Origin of the sequence: Bremerella volcania (assembly GCF_007748115.1) — a bacterium.
Taxonomy (GTDB): Bacteria; Planctomycetota; Planctomycetia; order Pirellulales; family Pirellulaceae; genus Bremerella; species Bremerella volcania.
Genome location: NZ_CP036289.1, coordinates 2,395,425 through 2,421,668, shown reverse-complemented (window position 1 = coordinate 2,421,668; position 26,244 = coordinate 2,395,425). Strand labels below are relative to the sequence as shown.

Annotated in this window: 10 protein-coding genes; 2 read left to right on the top strand and 8 right to left on the bottom strand. The window is 56.5% G+C overall.

What is annotated here, in order from left to right:
* Positions 1-84: 84 nt before the first annotated feature.
* Entirely contained in the window at positions 85-1,188 is a 1,104-nt protein-coding gene (locus Pan97_RS09910; RefSeq protein ID WP_144972089.1) for a M24 family metallopeptidase, read from the bottom strand.
* Between the two features lie 210 nt (positions 1,189-1,398).
* On the bottom strand, positions 1,399-10,107 hold the full coding sequence (locus tag Pan97_RS09905) for a cadherin domain-containing protein (protein WP_144972087.1): 8,709 nt from the start codon (positions 10,105-10,107) through the stop codon (positions 1,399-1,401).
* Between the two features lie 821 nt (positions 10,108-10,928).
* On the opposite strand from Pan97_RS09905, the gene Pan97_RS09900 reads away from it, so the two are divergent.
* On the top strand, positions 10,929-12,290 hold the full coding sequence (locus Pan97_RS09900) for an outer membrane beta-barrel protein (protein ID WP_165698683.1): 1,362 nt from the start codon (positions 10,929-10,931) through the stop codon (positions 12,288-12,290).
* A 196-nt stretch (positions 12,291-12,486) separates the two neighbouring features.
* Positions 12,487-13,887 carry a porin gene (locus Pan97_RS09895; RefSeq protein ID WP_144972083.1) on the top strand — a complete coding sequence of 467 codons (1,401 nt, stop codon included), beginning with the start codon at positions 12,487-12,489 and terminating at the stop codon, positions 13,885-13,887.
* Positions 13,888-13,944: 57 nt separating this feature from the next.
* Here the strand turns inward: Pan97_RS09895 and Pan97_RS09890 are convergent, their stop codons facing one another.
* The 6 genes from Pan97_RS09890 to Pan97_RS09865 all read right to left on the bottom strand — a co-directional run bounded on the left by Pan97_RS09890 (position 13,945) and on the right by Pan97_RS09865 (position 25,927).
* Positions 13,945-17,421, bottom strand: a complete 3,477-nt coding sequence (locus Pan97_RS09890; RefSeq protein ID WP_144972081.1) for a peptidylprolyl isomerase — start codon at positions 17,419-17,421, stop codon at positions 13,945-13,947.
* Between the two features lie 262 nt (positions 17,422-17,683).
* Positions 17,684-18,016 (bottom strand): DUF3467 domain-containing protein, encoded by a 333-nt coding sequence (locus tag Pan97_RS09885; RefSeq protein WP_144972079.1) that lies wholly within the window; start codon positions 18,014-18,016, stop codon positions 17,684-17,686.
* Positions 18,017-18,197: 181 nt separating this feature from the next.
* Complete coding sequence (locus tag Pan97_RS09880) at positions 18,198-20,447, bottom strand: HlyD family efflux transporter periplasmic adaptor subunit (protein ID WP_144972077.1); 2,250 nt, start codon at positions 20,445-20,447, stop codon at positions 18,198-18,200.
* A gap of 51 nt (positions 20,448-20,498) precedes the next feature.
* Positions 20,499-21,434, bottom strand: a complete 936-nt coding sequence (locus Pan97_RS09875) for an HlyD family secretion protein (protein ID WP_165698682.1) — start codon at positions 21,432-21,434, stop codon at positions 20,499-20,501.
* Between the two features lie 88 nt (positions 21,435-21,522).
* A complete protein-coding gene (locus Pan97_RS09870) occupies positions 21,523-23,571 on the bottom strand; it encodes an HlyD family efflux transporter periplasmic adaptor subunit (protein ID WP_165698681.1) in 2,049 nt (682 codons plus the stop codon).
* Between the two features lie 334 nt (positions 23,572-23,905).
* Positions 23,906-25,927: a preprotein translocase subunit SecA gene (locus Pan97_RS09865; RefSeq protein WP_241676381.1), complete on the bottom strand. Its 2,022-nt coding sequence runs from the start codon at positions 25,925-25,927 to the stop codon at positions 23,906-23,908.
* Between the last annotated feature and the right edge of the window lie 317 nt (positions 25,928-26,244).

Genomic DNA, 26,244 nt, shown 5'->3' with positions numbered 1-26,244 from the left:
CCCGGTTTGCCCTTCACCCTGGCTCTCTTCCCATCGGGGCGAGGGGAGTGGAGGGTTGGGGGACGACAACCAGCTTGAAACTTATTAAGCCAGTTCCATCTTGAATGGCGAGAGGTTTTCGATGCCGGTTTCGGTGACCAGGTAGTCGTTTTCCAGACGCATGCCGAATTTCAGGCGGGCATCGTAGAGGCCTGGTTCGCAGGTAAAGACGTCGCCGACGGCGAAGGTATCGTCCCAGCTTGAGTTCAAGTGCGGGGCCTCGTGGGGGTACAAGCCGATGCCGTGGCCCAGGTGATGGGGGAACTCGCCGATGGGGGCTTGTTTCAGGATGTCTTGAACTTCCAGGAACAGTTCCTTGCAACTCTTGCCTGGCTTCACAACCGATTCGAGATGCGCGAAGACCTTCATGATGTAGGTCCAGGCTTCCTGCTGCTCGTCAGTTGGCTTGCCGTTGACGGCGATCGCGCGGCTGTTGTCGGCGAAGTAGCCGCGGAAGGCCGGGCCGAGATCGAGAATGTACAGCTCGCCATCTTCCACGCGGCGATCGCGGGCAGGGCCTCCCATTTCGCCGCTGGCGTAGTCGTTGCCGGTGCCTGTGAGTGCTTCACCAAACTGGACGACGGCGGCCGCTTGCAGCTGATTGAAGACCTCCAGTTCGTTGATGCCGGGGCAAATGATCTCGCGGGCCTTTTCGTACATCTTTTCGGTGCCGCTGATAGCCATGCGGATCTTGGCCAGTTCGTCGGCGTCTTTCTTGCGGCGCTGACGGTAGATCTCTGGCTCGACGTCGATCAGCTCGGCGCTGAACTGACTCGAGACATGGACCGGATAGCTGGAGTACTCGACGCCCAGTCGCTTGACCGTGGCAGCTTGTTGGAGGATATCGAGGACTTTCGCGCTCGACGCGGCTCGTTGATCGTTGCGGAGCGTGCAGAGCCACTGGGCTTCGTAAGTACGAACGTCATCCGCGGCGGCCGATTCGGGGGCTTCGTTCGGAGCGACCAGTGCCAGGCGGCCATCGGCGAACAGGACCGCAGCTGGCGAAAACTTGAAATCGTAGCGAGGCCCGGCCAGCCATTGGACGTGCTCGTTCTGCGTGACGACGATGGCGTCAAGCAATTGGCTTTGCAAGGCATTTAACAAGCGTTTCTGGCGACTACGGCAAGCGTCGATGTCGATTCCAAGCATGATTGTGCTCCGCTACGTAGATATCGGTGAGAGAGGATGAATGCGGAGGACAACCTAACAGCCAGGCGCCAAGCTGAAAAGTATGGAAGAGCGATGAATTTCCCCATCCCCAAGGGGAGCAATAGCTTGCAGCGCGCAAAACAAGAGCCGCCCCCGGGAAGGCGCGGCTCTTGCTTGCGATCTTGATGGCTATTCGCTTCCGTCGAGCGATTAACCTTCCAGATCCGAGTTGAAATCCCATTCGGCGAACAGGTCGTCGACGTTGGTCGAATCTTCTTCGGTGGCGAAGTATTCCGCGTTCTCGACCGAATCCGCCAGCAGCAGCGACGAGTCTTCGATCGCCAGCGTGGCTACCGCCGAGTCGACTTCTTCGATCTGCTGTTGAACTTCGGTGGACGAGGAGGTCGTCACACGAACACCGTTCTTGATCAGTTCGTTGTAAACGACCGGTGAGATAGTCGCTTCGTAGCCGGTGCGGCCACTGACGCTTTCGACATCGACCACCTTGTCGAACACGAAGGAAACTGGAGCTTCGGTGACAACCGGAGCGATCGTTTCTTCGACGATCGACTGAGTCGTCACGGTGGCATGCAGAGCAGCCGAACCACCGCCGACCGATTGACCGGAGGTAGCCGATTCGTAGGCCGTTTGCAGGATCTGGACATCCAGAGCCGAAATCAGCTTACGTTGGCCTGGGTCGAGGGCAGCGTTCATCACGTCGCCCATGTGCTCGGTGGCATCCAGGTGATGTGCGTAGTCGTCCAGGACCGCGACAAAGTCGGAACCGATGAATATCTTGTTGCCATCATGGTCGGTGACCACGTTGTCCGCGAACCCGGCATAGTGCGACATGAAGCCGTACAAGTGACCCAGTTCATGCAGGATCACGGTGTACAAATCGTACTGGCCTTCGGCGGGGCCGCCTTCCAGGTCAGAACTCCAACCCAGACCGGCACCGTCGTCGTCCAAGGTCAAGATACCGAACTGCGGCAGGCCGTTTTCGTCGAGCCCCAGAAGCTCGGCTTCACCCAGTTGGGCATCGCCGAAGTCCTTCACGACCAGCTTGACATCGATTGGTTCTTCCCAACCCAGTGCGTCTTGCCAGTCGCTGATGGCTTGGTCAAAGACATCCTGCAGGCTGTCTGGACCGTTCAGTTCAACCCCCTTACCAACCCACATCTGGGTGAAGGTTTCGGGATACTTGATGCTGGCGGCGTTCAGCTTGTTCTTGCCGTAGTTCTGGATGAAGGCCGAGAAATCGGACAGCCCCACACGCCCACTGTTATCGAAGTCCAACGCAGCCAACAGGGCATTGTTGGCCGTCAGCGTCGACTTGCCGTACGCACTGATGAACTGGCTGAAGTCGGCAATGCCGATCTTGCCGTCGTCGTTGGCGTCGTAAGCGACGGCCCAGACATCGACCTCGGCAACGTCGGTCACATCGGGATCGACCGCGCCGATACCGCTGAGCATGATTTTGGCGTTGGTTGCGGCCAGGCCGAGCGATTCGGCCGACAGGTCGCCACCCACCGAGACGTCGATGCCGTCACCCGGCAGCGATTCGAGCTTGACGCGTCCCAGCAGGACGAACGAGCCGTTGCCCATCGTGTAGACTTCCGACTGGCTGCCCAGACCGGTGATCGTGCCGTTGGCGTCGTCGATCGAACCACCGCGACCGACGGTCATCGACGAGGCGTATTCGATTTGGGTGGCAGTGTACAAGTCGGTGTTGTAGGCCAGGTCGAGCGTACCACCGTAGACGCCACTTGCGTCTGCCGTGTTACCCCAAACTTCAACCCACAGCGAGTCCCATTCCGAGGCCCAGTCGACGTTGTCTGGCAGTTCCGCTACCTGACCACTGGCGTCGGTTGCGGTGCGGGTCTTATTGACCGTGACGAACATGCCGGAACCATCTTCCAGCGGCTGCCCATCCTTAACGAAGACGGTACCTTGCAGCGGCACCGCACCACCGGTCGTGGCAACGATGGTTCCGCTGAACGCCAGGTTGGCGTTAGCCGTGATTTGCTGAACGTTGAAAGTTTCCTGAATCAAGCGGCTCAGGTTCAGCGTGAGGACGTAACCGCCATTGGAATCACCTTCGATGGACGACGTCTCGGTTCCGTTGGAATTTAACGAAATGCCACCCAGGTTGTTGCGTTCGGCGAACGTGAGCGAACCTTGGCCGAACGGCTGCTCGCTGACGATGTCAGCGAAACCGGAAGCGATGTCGTAATTGAATCCGGACGAATTGAAGCTGACTTCCGAGTTGAACGGGTCGTCCGATTGACCGAAGGTTACCTGAGGCATTCCACCGATGCGAAGCACCGTTTCGCGAACGGCAACTTGCGTTGGAAGATTCTGAGTAGGCTCGAATGCTTCCAAGCCGAAGTTCGCAGGATCGCTGGCCGCTCCGACAGGTTCTCCGCCTGGGGTGGTTGGTTCGCCAGGGCTGAATGGCCCGTTTGGATTCTCAGTCAGGATCAATTCCGAACCGATGATCTCGAACGAATCCGGGTCGGTTTCGCTGCCACTGAAGAGAACGAAAATGTTACCGGTGAAGCTCGTTACGTTGCCGACGCCATTTCCACCCTGGCCGGACACCTCGAGGCCGTCAATGGTGCTTTGACCAAGCACACCGATGACCGCTTGGCTATTGGTGGAGGAAATAGTGAACTTCTCGGCATCAACGATATCAACCGGCGTGCTGACGATCGTGATCTGCGATGGGTCGATCGTAGTTTCGATATCGGCGGTTCGTGGAATGGGGTTTTCCGGATCACCTGGGGGCTGCAGATCCCCTTCGTCGGCACCGTTCAGGGCGATGCTCGTTTCGCTATCGGCAAAGTTAATCGATACCAGGTCGGTGACATTGCTGATTTCGACCCCAACTTTGGCTTGCAGTTGCAGATAGCCAAGTCGGACGTAACTTCCGTCACCACCGATCGAGCCGAAGCCTGGGATCGGCGGTTCGAGATCGAGTGAACCCGTCGAACCGAAGAAGGCATTGAAGTTGTTGACCTCGCCATTCATCCATTCGATTGGGTCGCCACCTTCGCCCAGGGCCTGAGCAGGAGCAATGATGTCGATCACGTCGACCAGATCATCACGGTATTGCAGCCCCAGAACGACCAGGCGGAAACCTTCGATCCAGGCATTTTGAGGACCATCAACGCCGTTATTGCCATCCGAAACATCGTCCTGGCCAACCAGGGTGGTACCCCAGATTTCGACGAAGAAGGTTTGCTCGTCGGCGAATCGATCGGTGGCCGTAGGCAGATTGGCGAAGGAGACGCCATCAAACCCATTGGTGCTGTCGATCGTTGGGTTGAGCACGGGGATGAACTGGAAGTCGACGGCCTGTTCGTTGGTGACCGAGACGGTAATGTTGAGCGGCGAGGTCGCTTGCAACATGTCAACGGTATCTTCGACGGCAATCAATTCGATTTCGGTCGGGGCCCGGTCTTGATCGACGCCGTAGTACTCGAACACGACCACGAGTTGATCGTTGACGTTGTCGAAAGTGGCACTGATGATGTGGCCACCGGCGGTGAAGTCTGGGGTGTCTCCATCGAAGTCCGTGTTCACCTGCAGCAGAACGTCGCTCATTTCCGGATCGGCATAGAAGCTGCTGACGTCGATGTCAAAACGCTTAACGAAGCTCGTTCCGGCGGTAGCGAGAGGATCGGTAATCTCTTGCGTGGTCAGGTCGGACTCGTCGACGATCGGCAGTGCGAAGTCGGCGCCAATCTTGACGGGAGCCTCGTTGACGTCACCCACGTTGATGGTGAACGACTGCGAGTCGAACAGTTTGTTTGAGCCCGGCGTAGGACCACCGTTGTCGGTGACCTTGATTTCGAGCGTGTAAACGTCCGTGGTTTCGAAGTCGATGGTGGCGTTGTCCGCGATCGTGATGTTACCGCTGTTATCGATAGCGAACACGCCGTTCGGGTCGCCCCCAACGATTTCAAACGTGTGCGAATCGCCTGCGTCCACGTCCGTGATCATCACCTGGCCCACGAACGTCAAATCGGCGATGTCTTCGTCGATGTTGAACGGACCTGGGTTGTTATCGATGACCGGAGCTTCGTTGACGTCGTTGATCGTGACCGTGATCGTTTCCGGCGTCATGTTCATCGCTTCGTCGATGGCGAAGACGGTGATCGTGAGCTGTGTGTTGGCCTCGAAGTTGAGAGCGGTGTTATCGATGATGGTGATGACGCCGGTATTCGCATCGATGTCGAAGGTGCCCGATGGATCGTCGATGCTGTAGGTAACCGTTTCACCTTCCGGGTCAGTTGCCGAGACGGTCTGCACCATGGTGCTGCTGACCGGCGTATTTTCGTCGACCGAGAAGTCGTAGTTGCCTGGATCGTCAAACGTCGCAGGCGGATTCTGGAAGACGCGGATCGTCAGCTCGAATGGGCTGAATCCTAGATTGGTATTCGAGTCCAGGCTATCGCCGCCGACGCCGTCGTTGTAATCAAACGTCAGCGTGAAGAAACGCTCTTGGTTCGAGAACATTTCGTCGGGCACGTTCTTGATCAGCGAGATGGTGCCATCGGTACCTAGCGAGAAGTACTCGAAGCCAGTGCCCCCCATCGAGATCTGGGAGAAATTGATGGTATCCCCTTCGGGATCGGTCTCGGTCAGAACGCTGGAGATGTTCCCCAGAACGATCGGCGTACCGAGGAACTCGTCGTCGACGTCGACAAACGGAATCTCAAACGCATCGGTCGGCGAATCGTAGATTGGCAGTTCGTTGAGGTCGTTGATCAGGATAGTGATGTCGCCGGTGACCGTGCTATTAGCTTCACCCTGGCCGTCGTCAGCGGTGATCGTCAGCGTGATGCTCTTTGGGGTGAGACCTTCAAAGTCGATCAACTGGGCCATATCGACTTTGATTTCATCACCATCAATCGTGAACGCCCCGGTGATATCGGTTGAAGTCCCGGTCAAGACGGCGGCATCAATGTTGTAGCTCAGGTTAGCTGCGGCATCGATATCACTGAAGGCACCACCGAGATTGTAAACGACGTCGCCTGATTCGGCGCCCAGCGACCCGGTCGCCGTTTCGACGAATTCATCGACGCTCTGGTTGCCTGGATCGACGAAGGTCGGACGGTTGTTTTCGTCGGTAACGGTGATGGTGATCGTCTTGGTGCTGAAGCGACCTACGGCATCCGTCACGACCAGGTCGATATCAAAGACACCGCCGGTAGCCCCCAGGAAGTTGACGTTGTCGAACGTCAGGCCAGCGGCATCGGCAACGACCAGTTCGTAGGTATCGTCGTTCGGGTCGCCGGTGCCCATGTCATCGACCAGGACCAACTCGAACAGGTCGACCAGACCCTGGCTGGAATTCGATGCACTTGGCTCAATGGTGAACGTGAACGCGTCGTTTTCTACGTCAGTCGCTTCCAGAATCACCGCAGGCGTCAGGCTGTCACCGTCCATGATGCTGTCATCGACGTTTTCTTCGATCGTGAAAGCCATGCCGGCAGGCTGAACGAAGACGGGAGCCTCGTTGTCGGTGACCATCAACTGCAGCGTGAACGGTCCTCGATTGATACCAGGGGTATCGGTCAGCGTCGAGTTGTCGTCGTCCATGTAGAACGTAATGGTAAACGTGCGCTCGCCGTTGACGTCGAGATCCAACTGCGACAGCGGCATGAGAAGCTCGATCGTGCCATCGGTGTTCAGCTGGAAGAAGCCGTCGACATCCTGAGCGGCAACAACGCTGAATTCGTCACCGGAGAAGGTGAGGGTGTCGTTTTCTGGATCGGTCAGGCCGATATCGAGGCTAAAGTCGTTGACGTCGCTCGCATCATCCACGTCCAGCAGCGAGATATTGGGGAACGAGATCGTACCCCCTGGAATAATCGGCAGTTCGTTCAGGTTGATGACCTGGATGTCGATATCCTGCTGAGCGGTCAACATCCCGGTGCCGTCGTCGGTCGCCAGGATGGTCAGCGTGTAGCTGTTGAGTCCGCTGGTTTCGAAGTCCAACTTCGTTGAATCGGCGACGACGATGTTGTCTCCATCGATGGCGAACGCCCCGTTATTTCCACCGATGATGGAGAAGGTGAGCGTGTCCATATCTTCATCGGTGAAGTAGTCAGTCAGATCCGCAACGATCGTTCCATCGGTGGTAACGGCGGTCGTGGCGGCGGCGTTTTCATCGATCTGTAGCGTTGGAGCAGCCACAGCAACTGGAGCGTCGTTCACGTCGGTTACGTTGATCGTCAGCTGGAAGTTATCGCTCAGCACCATGCCGACTTCACCCAGGCCGTTGCCGTCGAGATTGTCGGTAACTTCGATATCCAAAGTGAACGAGGTGGTCCCCCCTTCAAAGTTCAGGGAAGCCGAGTCGATGACGGTGATCTCGCCGGTTGACGTATTAATGTCAAAGACACCAACGCCGGTACCGCCGGTGATGGCGAACGTAAACGGAGGATCGTCTTCATCGACGTCGGTTGCCGTTACCGTGGTAACGACCGTTCCGTTGGCACTGTTTTCGGCAATGTCTGCCGTGGTACCACTGGTGATGACAGGAGCTTCGTTGACGTCGATCAGGTTCACGGTGGCGGTCTGGGTAACCGTGTTCACCGCACCGACTTCTCCGTTGCTATCGCCGTCGAGTTTATCGGTGACGGAAATGTCGAGCGTGTAGGAATCAGTGGTTTCGTAATCGAGCGTCGCTCCCGTCTTGACGGTAACCACGCCGGTGGTGGGATCGATGTCAAACAACGAGGCACCGGTTCCGCCGGTGATCGCGTAAGTCAGGTTGGTACCTTGATCGTCGGCATCGACGTCGGTGGCGACAATCGGACCGCCGCTCACCACGGTTGGATTCGTGGAATTTTCTTCGACGGTCAGCGTGTAAGGATCCTGGGCAAAGACCGGTGCTTCGTTGACGTCGTTCACATTGATCGTGATGTTCTGCGTCGTCACGAGACCGGCACCACCAAGACCATCCCCCTTGCTGTCGATGACCTGAACCTCGACGGTGAACGAGGTCTTGTTCTCGAAGTTCAGGTTCGCGGTATCGGCAACGGTGATCGCCCCGGTGCTCGCGTTGATCGCGAAAGTTCCTTCGAAGCCTGAGTCGATGCCGGTGATCGAGTAGGTCAGGGTATCAGTCGGACCATCTTGCGAGTCCGCGGTAACGGTACCAACGGCCGCTCCGACACTCGAGTTTTCGTCGATCGAGAAGATGCCTGCATCTATGGTCGGCTGGGTGTTGCGGAATACGGTGAATGAGACCGGGTCGGATTCGTTGCCAGCGGCGTCGGTGGCTACGAACGAGAAATCGTTTTGGCCCAGTACTAACGCGATGCCGGTAAAGGTGAAGTTGCCCGAGCCGTCGGCCGTGGTCGTCGTTATGACCGCCGAGTTGCTATCGAGAATGGCCACCGAAGCGTTGGCTTCGGTGGTTCCGGTGAAGGTCGCCGTGGTTTCCGGGGTCAGATTAGGATTGGTCGGATTGTTCGTCTGCATGATCGCGCTGACGTCGGCCGGACTGACCGTATCAATCACGATCGATAACCCCGACGAAGCCGCGCTGACGTTGCCAGCGGTATCGGTGGCCGTCGCCGTGATCACATGGGTACCTTCCGACAATCCGGTTGGCGCGGTAAACGTTACGTTGCCCGAGCCATCGGCGGTTGCGGTTCCGAGTTGGCCATCCAAGTCGGAAATGATCGCTACCGTCGAGTTCGCTTCCGCGGTAAACGTGAACGTGGGCGTAGTATCGTTGGTCAGGTCGTCGGTGTCGCTGTCGCCCGAGTCGCTGCCAGCATCCAGATCGGGAGTCGTCGGTGCCGCAGGTGCCGCATTGTCGAACTCGAAGACCAATTGGAACGGCGTAATGCTGGTGTTGCCCAATTCATCCTCGGTGGTGACTTCCAGCGTGTAGCTGCCGGTATTGAGAACCGTGCCGGCACCCAGCAGGGCGTCGAGGTCGGCGATGCTGAGGGTGAAGGTGATTTCGTTGTCGGTCTGGTTCAGAGCCGAAATGCTCGGTGGCGTATTGGTGTCGGCCAGGTCGATGCTCCCGCCGGTGCCGCCGACAATGGAGATCTCTGCCGAGACGATCTTGCTGAAATCGGTGATCGTCCCTGAGATGCCGGTCGTGTCGCTGGTGATGTTGTCGGTCGTCGAGCTACCGGTATCGACAGCAACCGCCGCTTCGACAGCCGGTGCTTCGTTGTCACCAATCAGATCGAGGATGACCGGCGCTCCCCCCATGTTCGACTCAACGTAGCCCACCTCGAAGCCATCGATCTTGCCATTCAAGTTGGCGTCGAATGCCGCGTTGTACTGTGAAGTGTTGAAGTCGATTCCGTAAACCGATTGGAAATAGGCGGCCGTGTTGTGATTGCCAGCACCGCGTGCCTGCAACTCGGCAGCCACAGATCGCATGTATTCGTTTTCCGAAACGGTGCCGTCCCCGTCGGTCGAACCGAAGAGCATGACCTCGGCCAGGAAGCCGCCCGATCCCGAAGTTCCCCCAACTTCGATCGTGAAATTCGCCCCGGCGGATACCTCGAACAGGACGACGCTGTCGGTGCTGCCGTTGGCGTTGGCCATCGCCTGCATCAGCGGCACGTGATTGGCTGGATTGTTGCGGTCGGTGTCCTGGATGAACACGAGCGGAATCGCAGGATCCAGGTTGCCGCTGGTGCCTTGAATTCGCAGGGCAACGATCGCGGTGCCGGACGAAGGATCAACTTCCAACTGAAGGTCCCGCTTCTCACCCGGCGAACCAATTTCAAGATTGTCGACGAAGTCGAGCGTATTCGCGGCGAGCAGGTCGCGAATCTCAAGACTTTCCAACCGCATGCTGCGAGTACCGCGAACAGTTTTACGCGGCTTGTTGGAAGTGAGGGAGTGTTTACGAACGAGAGTAGTGTTTTTCATACTTTGCACCAACGGCCAATCAAAGTTCCCGGGGAATGGTCGGTTTGCAGTTTCAAGTGGAGAGTGGATTTACGAAGACTAGGAAGAAGGGGGTAAGCCTAGCCTTGAGACTCCGATTTCTGAACAGACAGTCCACCTGGGTTAGAGAGGAATGCTCGGATCAGGTAGTTCCATTAAAATCAGGGGTTGTATCAATTTCAATGAATTACCAGGAATCTAATTGCCCATTCTCTTTATTTTGCCCACACGACGCATCAATTCTGAGCTAAGCGTCAAAGTCGTTCCCTTAGGAATCGCTTCCAAGACCCCTGCTATCCCCACAAGACCTTACATTTCAATGTGTTACGTCGATATCCCGTCTGTTTCTACCGACAAGCCCAACAGCTAGGCAAGATAGCAAAGACAGCGATATTGCCGACTATGGTGATCTTACGGGTGAGCGAATGCGCAAAAGCGCACGAATGCTCTGCGTAAGCTCGCTATGGCCGCGGATCGGTCTGGTCGCGCCAATCGACTGAAATCATGCGGCTTTCCCGACCTTCAGAAACGGCTTGATAACCCCCAGCAGAGGAGCCAACAAGATAGGCAGTTTGCGTAGAATTTTCCAGCCATCAAGAAGTAAACCTAGTGATATCCGGCACTTCCGTCAAACTTTTGATGGTCATGAAACCGAATCCAATACGGACAACGCATCCGTTCGATTCCACACGGATATTGCCATCATTGCGAACGATCGTTGCCAACGGAATTCACGAAACGTTGTACTTCACCCGCTTCCCAAGTCGCTTTGCGCCGGGAAATGAGTACAAGGAATGGGAAACATGCTCCGTCGCCTGACGACTGCCACCTTGGCAATCGGCGGCCTGATTGCAGGCCTCAACGTAACTTCGCTGCCTGCTCAGGACTTCCTCGAAACCGAGCTTCAGCAAGCCGAGTTGGAAGTTGCGCCCATTCTGTATGCGGAGTCGACCGCCAATGAAGCTGCCGCCAACCAGGCTGTCGAAATGCAGCTAACCAACTGCGATAGCTGCCAATCGAGCTTTTGCGGAAGCTGTTGGGATAAGTGCTGCTCAGGAGACTGGTTCTTCGATGGCTGGCTTGAACAGGGCTACACCGCCAACACCGATCACCCCGGCGGTAACTTCAATGGACCGTTGGGTTTCAACGATCGCGCGGACGACTATCAGTTCAACCAGCTTTATCTGACCTTCGGAAAGCACATTAACGAAGACTGCTGCAGTTGGGATTTTGGCGGGCGAGTCGACGTGCTGTACGGCACCGATTACTTCTGGGTCGAATCGAATGGCCTGGAACGAGAACGAGACGGCTCCCGCAAATGGAACGGCCAAGGCCCCCGTGACGGCGATACCCGTGCCCTCAATGGCTTGGCGCTCCCGCAGTTCTACGCCGAGACGTTCATCCCGGTCGGAACGGGCTTGAAGGCCAAGTTCGGGCACTTTTACTCGCTGCTAGGCTACGAAACGGTGCCGGCTCCGGAAAACTTCTTCTACTCGCACAGCTATAGCTACGTCTATGGGAACCCCAAGACACACACCGGTTTTGTAACCTCGTACAGCCCGACCACCTGCTTCACCATCCAGGCAGGGATGACCAATGGCTGGGACAACTTCGAGAACATCAACGGATCGTACGGGTTCCTGCTGGGCACCAGTTGGACTAACGGCGTTTCTGGACTGTCTTATGCGATGCATACCGGCAGCGAAGATCCGACTGGCAGCCAGAATCGCTACACTCAGACGCTGGCTTATACCCGCAAGCTTGGTTGCTACTGGGACTATGCATTAGTGAGCGACTTTGGCGTTCAGAACGATGCGTTCCTGGACGCGTCGTTTGCCCCTGCCGACGCGTTCTTCTACAGCATCACCAACTACCTCTATTACCGCTGGAACGATCAGCTCTCGTTTGGTGGTCGTTTCGAGTGGTTCTGCGACGAAGACAACTGGCGTATCCAGCAGGTACCGGTCGCACCGCTGTTCACCGGTCGCAATTACTACGACCTCACCCTGGGTGCCAACTGGAAGCCATGCCAGCACGTCCTGATTCGTCCCGAAGCTCGATACGACTGGTCTGATCTTACCCCGGTCGGGACCGACGGCGTCTTCAACGACTTCATGAAGGACGACATGTACACCTTCTCGCTCGATATCATCTTGTTCTTCTAAACCCGCTGCTGAGCACTATTTGAATGAGGCACCAGCAGCCAGCAGGCCACGCGACGCTGCCACTGCTGGCACAATAATCGCGCAAATCGTTTGAGTTCCTATCAACTGGGTGGGTCGGGAATACCGATACGACTGATACGATTTGTAAAATCGCCCCTCAAAGGTTTGCGCGTCCCCCTGGCGTGCAAGAGCAGCCATGAAAAGCAATCAAATTACCAATATCGTTGCCTGTGCTTGCCTGCTTGGATCCGTCCTGGCTTCCCCGGTGCTCGCCCAGACAAGTACGAACAAGCCGGCCACTCGCGCCGGCAGCCAGGTCGAGCAAGCTTCGGCCCTGATGCCAGCATCCATGGTCTCGTTGGAGGCGGGTGAAATGATGGTCGAGCCTGCGGCTTCATGCTGCGGCGACTCGGGCTGTCTTGAATGTGCGGGCGTCTGCTCGGCGCCCTGCTGGAACCTGTGCGATCAGTGGTTTTTCAACAGCTGGCTGGAACAAGGTTTCACCGGCAACCCAAACGCCGACGGTGGACTGATCGGCCCCGCGGGTACTAATGGCCCACTGATCTTCAACGATCAGGCCAACGAGTACATGATGAATCAGCTGTACCTGTCGTTCGGACGCGACGTTTGCCAGGATCCCTGCACTTGGGACATCGGCGGTCGCATCGACGTGCTGTATGGTACCGACTACTACTTCATCCAAGCGACCGGGCTCGAAACATACGACGACAACTCGCAGAAGTGGAACAGCAGCACCGGTCCGCGCAACGCTGGCAATGCCGGCCTGTATGGTATCGCTCTGCCGCAGTTCTATTTGGAAGCCAACGTACCGTGGGGAAATGGCCTGAACGTGAAAGCAGGTCACTTCTATACCATCATGGGGTACGAGTCGGTTATGGCTCCGGAGAACTTCTTCTACTCGCACTCTTACATGATGCAGTACGGAGAACCGTTCACCCACACCGGCATTCTGGCGAGCTACCCAACTTCGTCATGCATGACCTGGTACGGTGGCGTGACGCGTGGCTGGAACACGTTTGAACAGCCCAACGGCCAGGTTGGCTTCCTGGGTGGTTTCCGCTGGGTGAGCCCTCATGAAGCGACCAAGCTGAGCTTCACGCTGCATACCGGCAGCGAAGATCCGACCGGCCAAAACAATCGCACGACCTACAGCCTGGTCTTCCAACAGCGAATCAACCAGTGCTGGACCTACGTGTTGGAACACAACCTGGGTGCCGAAGAAAACGCCCGCCTGAACACCTCGAACGATCTGGCACAGGCAACCTGGTTCGGTATCTCGAACTACTTGTACTACACCGTGAATCCATGCCTGGACCTGGGTATTCGCTTCGAGTGGTTTGACGACCGGGACAACGCCCGCGTCTTCGGCCTGGCGAACGACAACGTCGCCAGCGGTGGCGATTACTACGAACTCACTCTGGGTGCCAACTATCACCCGAACTCGTGGTTCATTCTGCGACCCGAAGCACGTTGGGATTACAGCGACCTGTCGGCGCCAGGCATCAACGGGGCCTACGACAGCGGCACCTCCAAGAATCAGTTCACGATCGGATTCGACCTGATCACGATATTCTAAGCCGTAGCATCGTGCCGCCGACCGTAAGAAATCTGGCGGCACGCGGATTGTGTGCACTTAGTCTTCTTCACTGCCGAAAAGCAAATCGACGGCAGAGACATAGAAGCTCTCTTCAAACGCATCCTGATCCCAGTCGATCAGGCGTTCGCCCGGCGAAATGGTTGCACTCATCAGGCCATCCGTCGTGTGCTCGAGGCCGGCAACGTGCCCTAGTTCGTGCATCAGCACCGACAGCAGGTCGATCTTGCCGGAAGCCGCGGAAGCACTCGACGCGAGCAATCGGCCGTTCTCGCTATTGGCGCTGAACTCAGACGAATCAAGCGGAGTCGAATCGACGAACCAGCCCCAACCGGCGGCGTTGGCATCGAGATAAATCGAATTGCCGATCGTCGATGCCAATTGAGTGCCCGGCAAGTCGACGATGTGAATGGTGACGACGTTCGTGTCACTTTCGATGCTGCTGGTAATCACCGACGGTGGCAGGGCCGTGGTCACCGTGGCAACGTCTTCGGTGCTGAGCGACTGGGCACTGCTGCCGACATTGATGTGCGTAGTGAGGATCATGTCACTCATCGCCGCTTTCAGCAGAACAGGCGACCAAACGAACGCATGGTTCACGCCGTCATGCGTATCGCCGAAAGCCGAGCGGAAGAACGAGAACCCGCTTCCATACATGTCGCCGGACAAGTCGAAATCGACGAAGCTGCTGGAGTTGCTGCTTACGATCGTATTTATGTAGATGCTGAAGTCGACGACACCTACCTTGCCATCGTCGTTCAGGTCATAAACCATCGGCAGCAAACGAACGGGAAGGTCGACATCCGTGGTTGGGCCATTCACCACGCCAACTCCGTCGACGGTCAGCGAGGCACCGGTCATCGACGTCAGGAAGGTGTTGAAATCGACACCCAGCGTTTCACCAATTTCAGGAGCATCCAGCCCATTGGCGACGGGCTCGAAGCGGACTCGTCCGATGCGAATACGTTCGCCTGCGGCGAGAGTCACCCCGGAGGACGTCACGTTGATGGTGGCGGTGCCTGATCCATTGTTCACGCCGCTTCCCGATGCCGCGGTAAACGTCGAATCGATGACGATCGAGGTCGCCCGATAGATGGACGAGTCGAAGTTTAACGTGGAGGAGGCCGCCGTCACGGTGTCTCCGCCGGTGCCATCCGGCGTGATCCACACTTCCAACCAGAACGCATCCCATTCGCCGATGATTTCGTCGCTCTGAGGCCGACTATCGACGATGCTGTCGCCGCCGGTATCGGTCAGATCGCGGACTGCCGTGATCGTGAAGTTGGAGACGTCACCCACGTCGACCGTTACCGTGGCGGTCGACTCCATGCCATCGTCATCGATCGTATAGGTGAACGTATCAGAGCCGGTGAAGTTCGCTGCCGGCGTATACTGGACGTTGTCACCCACGACCACAACCGTTCCGCCAGCCGCGGTGGCGTTTGATGCCAGAGTAATCAGTACGGTTGTGTTCGCTTCACCGGGGCCCTTGTCGTCGTTCTTCAACACCGGCAAAAGCGTCGCCGTATCTCGATCGGCCAGGAAAACGTCGTCGAGTGCTTCCGGTTCGTCGTTGATCGGAGCAACAGTCAAGGTCACCGTGGCAGGCGTACCGTAGATACCAAATTCGTTTGCAGCATCGTATTGAAACGAAGCGGTTCCATGGAAATCGGCTGGGGGCGTATAGGTGACTTCGCCTGTCTCACGGTCGTACGATACTTCACCCACCGACGGCTGCGACAGGAAACGAAAGGACGCCGGATCAAGCGTGCTGGCTGAGTCAGTATCGTTGGTCAGGGGATTGAACGTGACCGACCCGTCTTCATTGAGATTGACGAAATCCTGATTCAATACCGGCCGATTCGCCACGGTGACTTGAATTACGTCGTAGTCAATCAAACCGGAGATGATTTCGCCATCCAGGTCATTGGATACGGCGACGACGATTTTGTAGACTCCCGGCGCAAGTCCGGCGCTTGCATTCACCTGCAACAAACCGGTGGAACTGTCGACCGAATAGACCAGCCCGTTGGGTGCATAAGCAGGCAGATAGTCGTTTTGTGGGTCAAAGTCCGACTGATCATAGAAGATCAACTCGTCCCCGTCCAGATTGGTAGCCGTCAACTGAAACGTGTGGCTACTTCCAGGCGTCATGGCGATGTCGGGGACGAACGCCAGGTAAGGGTTCGAGGTGTAATTTTCGTTCGAGGCATAGGTGACGTCAAACGATCGGCTGAGAGTGTGCCCTTGCCCGTCCGATACGGTAACGGTGATTGTCTCAGTTCCCGATGCCCCTTCGGGGATCTTCAACCGTAGAACGCCATTCTCCAGGTCGACGAACGTCGACACCTCGTCCATTACGACCTGCCATTGCGGCAAATTGTTGCTGCCGGTAGGCGTGCCGCTGATCGACTCGCGGACGACTTCCCCTTCGGTCATATAACCAAAGACGGTATGTTGGAAGTCCAAGTGCGGGGCGATGCCTTCCATGATGAAGAACTGCGAGTCGTTGGTATCGTCGAATGACTTGGCATACGACAAGATACCGGTGCCGTTGTGTCGCAGGTTAGGATTGAATTGGTCTTTGAAGTCGGGCAGCGACGAACCGCCGGTTCCGTTGCCATTCGGATCGCCCCCTTGCAACACGAAGCTTTGAAAAACGCGATGGAACGTGAGGCCGTCATAAAAGCCGCTCTCGGCCAGTTCGATGATTCGAGATGTCGCGCGTCCCGCCTCTTGCTCGAATAAGTAGAACTCCATCGTCCCGAATCGGCTCGTGTAGATTCGCAGACTTTTGTTCCCTTGCATCACCGAAGCGATGACCGTGCCGGACGACGAGGTCACCGTGTACGTCAACGGTTGGCCGGAAGGGGAGTAGCCATCCAATGCAACATGGTACGACTGCCCCGAGATCAGCCCGGTTTGATCCGGGATCTCGGCGAAGTACAACGGCTCGCCTTGCGGGATGGTAAGTCCGGTGTAGTCGAGAAGTTCTTCGATCTCGAGCACGCCGGTCACACGCGTGCCATCGGCGAATACCCAGGTAGGCAACTGGGTGATGTTGTTGTCGGAACCGACTTGATTAAGGGTGTGATTGGGATTCGTGACTTCGACGAACGGCAGGTCAGCGGCACCATCGCCGAACATTCCCTTTTGCCGGGTACAGTGAGGACACCAATCGGCACCAAAGAAGATCGCTCCACTGTCGGCGATCGCCTTGGCGAGGGCCTTCAAATCGACGTTGTCGTAGGTCACCCCATGGACGGTGATGGACTCTCCTTCCAGCGCCAAGGCCTCGTTCCCCATCGCCCCGTCAAGAAGCTGTCGCGATTCGAGTTGCTGCCCTTGCACTTTCCATTGGCTACGTCGTCGTTTGTCGGCATAGCATGGCGTCTGGCGCAGCGCACGCATCGCAATCGCCGTCACCGCCGATACGGTCAGCAACAACCCAATCACGACGGCAACCGCTACGAAGATAGTGGAATCGACTATGGCCATGGGATCTAAGTCAAGCATGGGGCAACTAAGAGGGGAGTTTGCTTAGTCCGGAAGGTGCCAATGCAGTCAAGGTGGTCAATATACGCAAGCAACACCCGGAACATATATGGTACATGGGGGGCTATCACTTTCCAACGAAGTTCCGTTGATAAACCCCTAAAGCAGATCTTCCCTCAACCTCTTGGACGCTCCGAGCGGGGGTTTCGTTCCTAGTTTCGCGCATAAAAAAACGCGGAACAGCAAGGCCGCTCCGCGTTTGGGTTTAGGCTGTCAATCGGGACTATTCACTGGCCGGACGCTGTGCCGATGGAATCACGCGCTTTTGGATGTCCGTTTCGAGCGTACCGAAGGCAGCTTCATGACGCTGAACGGCCATGTGCAGAGCCCCCAGCATACGCTTGGCGGTGTAGTAGTTGAGGATGATTCGCTGCTGGACCTTGATCTTTTCCTGCGATTGAACCATCGGCTGGGTATTCAAACCGAAGTCAATGATCAACTCCTCTGGCGTACCCGTCACGCGGCAGAAGTTGGCGTAACAAGCAATCGCGCCGGATTCGTCCAATTCGACTTGCTTTGGGGCAGCTTGACCTTGGTTTTCAGGGGCGTCCGACATGTAAATTGTCTCCTAAGGATTTAATGTTTACCGCTATGGTATTGGCTAGTTTAGTCAGGGCCGTCACTACTTCGAGATGGCCAATGCATAGTTTGTCACATCAAAAGGTGGTATCAACCTACCCTAACCATCAAAACCGAAACAACTGGAAGAAAGACCGAGACTTTACGTAAGTTGGCGACTACAGGTAGAAATGGAACGTGCGAGAAATGTATCGCCACAGGCGGCTTCCCATCGGTTCCCATTGAACCCAGACTTTCGCCCGGCCACGCATTCCCAGTTTCAACTCTTCGTCGACACCGGCCAAAGGGACCTGAGCCGGGAAGGTCGCGTTCTGCGGGCGTAGCCGTCCTGTCTCTTGATCGGTAATGGCCGGCAGGTCGCCCCCTTGCTGTGTGCTGAGGGCAGGCGGAATGAACTCGACTTCTTTGCTTCCCATTACCGCGATGCGTCCCTTGAAGGTACGCCCAGGGAAGGCATCCAACTTGATCGCAACCTCTTGATCGGGATTGACCAGTTCGATGTGGTCCTGATCGATATAGAGGACGGCTTCCATCTCGTCGGCGTTACCGATCTGGCAAACGATGTCGCTCGTGGAAAGGTTGGCCCCCTGGTTCTTCGTATCGAAGATCGAACCTGACCATTCCGGCAACATGCCGTTATCACCACCACCACGGTTCTTCTTATCAGGTACCGGGAACACGGTTCCATCAATCGGAGCAGGTACGTCGATCAACGCGACCTGCTGACGCTTCTTTTCCAATTGCTGTTGAACCGACTTGAGTTGCTGAAGGACCTCCAGGTAAGTCTGTTCCACCTCGCCACCTTGCTCGGCCCGCAAACGCTGATTGTTGAGGGCTTCGGAAAGAAGCTCCAGGCGTTCCTCTTCGTTTTCCAACTCGGAGAGTTCCAGCAGCAAGTCGAGATTGGTGACCCGGGCCAGCTTCGTGCCGCGGGTGACCTGTTGGCCTGGCTCGACCAGCATGCTTTCCAACTGACCTGGCACCACCACGAAGACACTCTCAGCGTTTCTCGGTTGCACTTCCACCGGGCACTTCACCCATTGGGGGACGGGAACGCACACGATTCCCGCGATCACCGCTGCCACGACCGAGGCGGTAATCAACACATTTTTCCGCTTCACCTGTGACATTCTCCCAGGGACATACAGGAACTTGCACAATTGATAGATAGGCATCACCACCAATCCGTAGATCCCGGCCAACGCGATCATCTGACCAATGACCTGCAAGCCGTATGGCTTGAAGACCTGGTTCAAAAACAGCATGATCGAGGCGGTCACGAAAAGGCGATAAACGTTGGATGCGACGGTGTAGAGACCAAAGAAGAATTGGTTTCGTTCCGGCAAAAATGGATCGTCAGGAAGTTCCATCCCCAGACAATACTTCGACATGTAGCGATGCAGCACGCTGCTCGCCTTTTGACGCATGTTCGGAACTTCCATGATGTCCGACAAGATGTAGTAACCGTCGTAGCGGAGCAGGGGGTTACCGTTGAAGATCACCGTGCTCACCGAACTAACGAACATCACCTGCAGCGCCAAGTGATTCAACAAACCGGGCTCGCTAAACCACCACACGAACGTGGCGATCGAAGCCAGAAAGACTTCGACGTACATTCCCGCCGCACCGATCGCCGCACGATGCCACTTGTTGGGCAGCATCCACGAGTCGGACACGTTGCAGTACAGACACGGCGTCATCACCAGGAACATGACACCCATTTCGTGGCATTCGCCGCCGTACCGCTTGCAGGACAGACCGTGGCCGAATTCGTGCAGCACCTTGGTCACGCCCAATACCGCGCCCAGCAGTAACCAGTTCGACGGACCAAAGAACTCTTGAAACGACGGCAAACGGCTGCGGAACACGTCGTTCTGCACCGTAACCAGCGTGAGGGCCGCGGCACATAACAGCATCACTAAGATCATCGCCGGGAACGTAAAGAACCAGCGAGTATACGGATTGAGCGCCGTCAGCAGACGATCGGGATCAAACCCTTTGAAGCGGACGGCCAGGATGTTGGACATCAACTGGACGGTCTCTTTCCACTTCCGCTCGTCGCGGCGAACTTTCAGCTGCCGCCCTTGATCCATCGCCGTGGTGATCACCAGACCGCTGCGGTGCAACGTTCCGATGAACTGCTGCAGGTCATTGAAGCTGATCTTCTGCGGCGCGAACTCTTTCTCGAACTTCTCTTTGATCTCTTGCAGCGAAGTCTTGCCATCGAGCATGTTCAGGATGGCGTATTCCTCTTCCTGGAAGCGAAAGTAGTTCAGCCCAATCGGTTCCTTCACGACCCAGTAACCTCGCCCCTGGTAGGTGTGCTGCCGGGCGGAGAGGTCGGGACGCTTACGCAGCGGCAGCGGACGACTGCTACTGGCAACCAAACTGTCTTGAAGACTGACCAATGCTAACTCTCGGGGCGGGGAAGGGGAGTCGTAAGCTTGTCGCGAAACCGCTTATTTGCGGTTACCCTCGAAATGAGCACTGAGCGTCGAAGGACGATCCAGGTGAATGGTCACATCGGCCACGTCCCCTGGGTAAAGGCTCATCGAATTGTTGGCGAGTTGGTTTTGGACTTCCGCGGAGAAATCGAAGTTGCCGGTGGCATCGATTTCGGGGCTGGCAAAAGTAATGGTTCCTTCCAGCGTGATCAGCCCGCCCGGCGTTTCGGCTCGGACCGTGACCGGCTTGCCAATCACCATTCCGGGAACGTACTGGTCGGCATTCAACGAGCCATCGACCTTCAGGCGTTTCAGCCCGACGACACGCATCAGTGGATCACCGGGACGAACCCATTCCCCTTCGTGGCGATACTTCTGCACGACGACGCCATCAATCGGCGTGGTGATCTTGCATTTGTCGATGATCATGTCGGCCGCTTCCATCTCGGCCTTCGCTTCGCCAGCGGTCATGCCGGCGACCTTGAAGTTCATGTCGGCCTGTTCAGCTTGCAGCAGGGCCTTTTCCCACTGAAGCTTGGCTTTGCGAATGGTGATCTCGGCGATCGCACCTTTGACGCCTTTATTGGCGGCTTCGAGCTGTTCAAACTCAGCCCTCGAGACCTCGGCCGCTTTAGCAGCGTACTTGATGTCGACCTGGTTGGTTGCCTGTTCGGTGGCCTTGTCCCATTTCAGCTTGGCAATCTCACGCTGCTTGGTTGGCAGGGAATCATCGATCTGTGCGATATGGGTTCCCACGGTGATGTAGTCGCCACGTTCGACAGGAATGCTCAACAGCACGCCGGTCTCTTGTGCCGGCACATTGACTTCGTCGATCAACGACACCAGGCAGCGTTCGACGACGACCTGGGATGGCGTCGCGGACGTTTGAGCGGAAACGTGTCCGGCAATCAGTAGCAAAGTGGCAACCGATAGAATCACAGACTTGGACATGGGTTTCTTACCTCGTGCGATGATCGATCCTGCATACTCATTGCAGGCCGAAAAAGCATGAAATGAACGCATCGAAACGATGCTGGGGTTAAAACAAAATTCGGGATTCGACGAACTCGAACAGTTCGTGGAACCAGGTGTAGCCCAACGAAGCCGTTCCGCAGTGGACCTTGGCGGTTGCCGTGGCACCTGCTCGCAGATGCTGAATGTCTTGCTTGTCGATCGCCACTTTCAGCTTCACGATCTGCCCTTCTTCCTCGTCAGGCTGAGCCAGACGCTGGATCTCGGTGACGTAACCGGTGAGTTGGCGACCTGGATCGCTGGCCATGATGTAGGTCACCTCCAGGGCTTCGGAACCTTGCTGATGTTCCAAGGCGTACTGAATGTGTTGGATTCGTTTCTCCGGCATGCGAATTTCCAGAATCCAATCCTGCGTCGGATCGATGACGGTCATCAGCACCTGGCCTGGCTGAACGGGACGCTGCATCAAGTTGTCTCGCACGTCCCAGGTCACGATCTCGCCGGCAATCGGGCTGGCGACATCGAGACGAGCCATCTTCTCTTCGAGCAGGGCGACCTGTTCGTTCAGTTGTTCGTACTTCTGACGAGCCTGGCCGAGGTCGATGGTCAACTGCGTTGCTTCCGCCGCATTTCGCTGGCTCTCCGGACGACGCTTACGAAACTCAAGGGCTTGCAACGTCGACAAGGTCTTTTCGCGATCGCCGGTGAACTGTTTGTATTGTCGTTCAAGCTCGGTGTTCCGCAGCCGGGCAACCATTTGCCCTTGCTCGACGTGATCGCCGTGGTCGACCGGGACTTCAATCACTTCCCCTTCGACATTGACGAACACTTCACGCTGCACCACCGGCGTCAGCGTTGCGGCGCCTGCGACTTTGAAGGGAGCGGGAATCAAGAACAGAGCGGCAATGATCGCCACGGCGGCAACCACGGCCAGGACCGTCTTGGGAAGATTTCGGGCGGTGACCAAGACCTTCGACTTACCAAGCAGACGCCAAACGGGCGTCAGCGGAATCGAGTTGTAGTCGATCGCATTGGCCAACGCACGGCTGCTGTGCTCCGAGATCAGTTCGACCCCTTTGGAGAACTCTTCCTGCTGCGAGCTGTCTTCGATCTGCTCGACCACCAGCGCGCCGAGGATCTCGCCCTGGAATTGGCGTTCTTCTTCCCCCTCTTCCCGCTGCATGTTGTCGGTGGCATGTTCCGGGCGACGCAGCGGAATGACGGCGATCGTCTTGGTGTGCGATTCATCGACATAGTCGTGGACTGCCGTTTCCAGTTGCGGAGACAGATCTTCGGTCTGCCCGCTGAACCAGAACGGTTCGCCTGTTTCAATCACGCGCGAGGCCAGCTTGCCGAGCAGCTGCACCTGGCTCGCCCGCGAGTCGAACACGTCTTGTCCGCTGACGGCTTCCACCTTCCAGCGGCCACGTCGCAAGACGACCGACACGCGGTCGCAGCCAATCAGCCGACGACCTTCGTTGGCGATGGTGTAGGCCGTTTGACGCAGGTCGAGGTTCTCGTGAACGGCGCGGCTGAACTGTTCGATCTTCGACCACAACGATTGCCGATCGTTGAAGTCACGCAGCTTGCGAGTCTTGAACCAGTCGGTTGCCAGCCCACACATCTGCTCCAGAAAACGGAGATAACCGCGTTGGCTGTTGGGGGCCGAGTTCGGTCGCTGGAAGATCTCGATGACCCCTTCGACCTTGTCTTCGACTTGGATCGGAGCGACCACCAGAAGTTGGTTGGTCGGGTTGCCGGCCGAGTTCTCTTCGGCCCCGCCTGACTGCGGTGGCAAGAGCTGGGCTTCGGAGCCCTTGAACATCGATTCGATCAATCGAAGGTGACGAATGCCTTCGTCACTTTTCGGATCGACAAGACCGCGGGCAAGATTGATTTGGTAAATCAGTTGCGGCCGGCGCTGGTCGTCATAGATCCAGGCAGCACCACCCACGGCAGCCAATGCGGAAACCACTTTAGGCAAGACTTCTTTGAAGTACTCCTCTGGTGGTACATCCCGTTTGGAAAGCTGGGCAATCTCCTGAATCAGACCTCGAATCTGCTTTTTAGTGCTTTCGAGGGTCTCGGGATTCACGGACGAGGGCTCTGTGGACATGCCGGGACTATTCATAATGGGAATTTAAGGTTAGAGGCCGATCGATTCGCGATCGCAAAATCCTACGTCTCACCATAACAAGGGAGGTGAGAATCGAAAATCTTGAAACCCGAAAAGGTGTCAACGAGGGATGCTCTGCGGCAGGCTGTGCGGGTTACAAGGGTCGTATCGCCGAAGAACTCTACACGACCCAAGAGTCGTTTGTTCACTATCTGACAAGAAGTTACGGTAAGAAATCTTACAAGCTTTGCTGCCATTTGGATAATAAAACGCAACGTTTCGACGGACCAGAGGGTGACTTCGTTCCATCTGTCTCGAAACCGCATCATACTGGCTAATCTGGCGAATCCAGATAAGGATCTTGTCCCATTTCGCGGTGCATCTTCTTACGCTGCTTCTCGTGATACAGTAGAACCTTGCGATCACTGAAGTGCTTCTTCTCGATCTTGCGTTGCGCCTTTCGGAACAGCTTGGAGTAGCCTGGCAGCTCGCCGAGCCGCTCTTCACCGTAGGCAACCAGCTTCTTGTATCGCTTCGGCCCCAGACCAACCAGCAAGCAGTCGTCATCCAAGGCCATAAATTGCCGCGTGCTGCCGGGGTCTCCCTGACGACCACAACGCCCGACTAACTGACGATCGATCCGAGCCGAGTCGTGCAGCTCCGTGCAAATCACATGCAAGCCGCCCAATGCGTGGACCCCGTCACCTAACTTGATGTCGGTACCACGACCAGCCATGTTCGTGGCGACGGTCACTTTTCCTGGCTGCCCGGCGCGGGAAACGATGTCCGCTTCGACCGCTACCTGGTGGGCATTGAGGACTTCGTGATCGATTCCTTCCTCTTCTAATAGCTTGGAGAGATGCTCGCTCTTTTCGATCGTTCGCGTACCGACCAGCACAGGTCGCCCTTGCGAGTGGATCTCGCGAATCTCATCGACAATCGCCGCCCACTTGGCATCGCTGTTGCCGAACACGCGATCTGGCCAAAGTTTCCGCTGCGGGATGCGGTTAGTAGGACACTTGATCACGTTCAGCTTGTAAATCTTCTTGAATTCCCCTTTGGAACTCGATGCCGTACCGGTCATCCCACCCAAGTGACGGTAGCGTAAGAAGAGGTCTTGAACGGTGATTCGGGCAGCTTGCCCGGTGGCAACCGTCACCTCGACACCTTCTTTGGCCTCGATCGCCTGGTGGATGCCGTAGCTCCACTTTCGACCTTCGGCGATACGCCCGGTCGACTCGTCGACGATCACAACTTCTCCGTCACGGATCACGTAGTGCTGCCCGCTATGGAAGTCGCGTTTGACCTTGATGGCTCGCTCGACGTAGTCGTACAGGTCGACCAGGCCTACGGTGTCCAGCAGTTTCGGCTTGGGGATCTGCCGGACCAATAGTCGCCCGGAAACGGTTAGTTCGACCGACTTCTTATCGTGGTCGTATTCGTAGTGGTGATCTTCCTCGAATTCCTCTTCACTTTTGGCAGCCCAGCGATGGCAAGCCACGGCGACCTTTTCCGCCTCGCCAGGAATCGCACTGATCACCAGCGGCGTTCGGGCGTCATCGATCAAAACACTGTCCGCTTCGTCAACCAATGCGAAAAAATGCTCTCGCTGAACTGGCTCTTCACTTTTCTCCGACTTGCCCGCTAGCAGTGGCCCCAGCACGCCCAAACCTTGCTCGCGGGTCTGTCGGATGAGAAGTCGGTCTCGGAGGAAGTCGAAACCGAATTCTTTCGACGTCCCATAAGTAATGTCGCAAGCGTATGCCTTTCGCCGATCTGGTGAGGACATTTGGGATTCGATCACGCCAACCGTCATTCCCAACATCTTATAGATGGGCATCATCAGCTCGGCGTCACGGGCGGCCAGGTAGTCGTTCACCGTGGCCACATGCACTCCTTTACCAGGCAGTGCATAAAGATAGGTCGGCAGGGTTGCGGTCAGCGTTTTCCCTTCCCCCGTTTCCATCTCGGCAATCGAACCATTGAACATGATCATCCCGCCAATCAGCTGCACCTCGTAATGGCGCATGTTCAGCGTGCGAGCACCCGCAATGCGGACCAAAGCGAACGCTTCGGGAAGCAACTTATATAGCGGCTCACCACTTTTGGCCCGATGGCGCAGGCCCAGGCTGTGCTTGCGCAGGTCGCGGTCCGAGAGATCTTTCAGCTCTGCTTCGAAGCGATCGATCAGTGGTAGCTTCGCCACGAAGCGTGCGAGCCCCGATCGGGTTATCTGCGAATAGGCCGCCCCCAACGGGTTGGCGGAAAACTTGCGAGGAGCTCCCCGCTGCGGAGCTTCCGGCTTGTTCGACTCTTCCGCCTGGGGTGCTTCCAAGGTCTGTTGATTGGTATCCAAACTATTACGGTCCCCGTAGGTGTGCTGCCACTACGATAGGTGGTTGGGGCATTCTAACCGTTGCCCACATTAGATTTTAGTATGAAAGACAAGTCTTTCCGTTCCCAATATTCCGCAAGGGGATTCCTAAGATTTGCCAAGCTTGATCGATACAAGGTCCACTACGACCTGCACGACCTGACATAGTCGTCAAACTCTTCCTAAAACACCCATTTTCACGATTTCCCGCCGTTCTGGTTGGAGAATTCCGTTTATACGGGTTGCACCTTGCTTTTTGCTTAACCGGCACACACCTGACGGCCGACATTCCTAATACG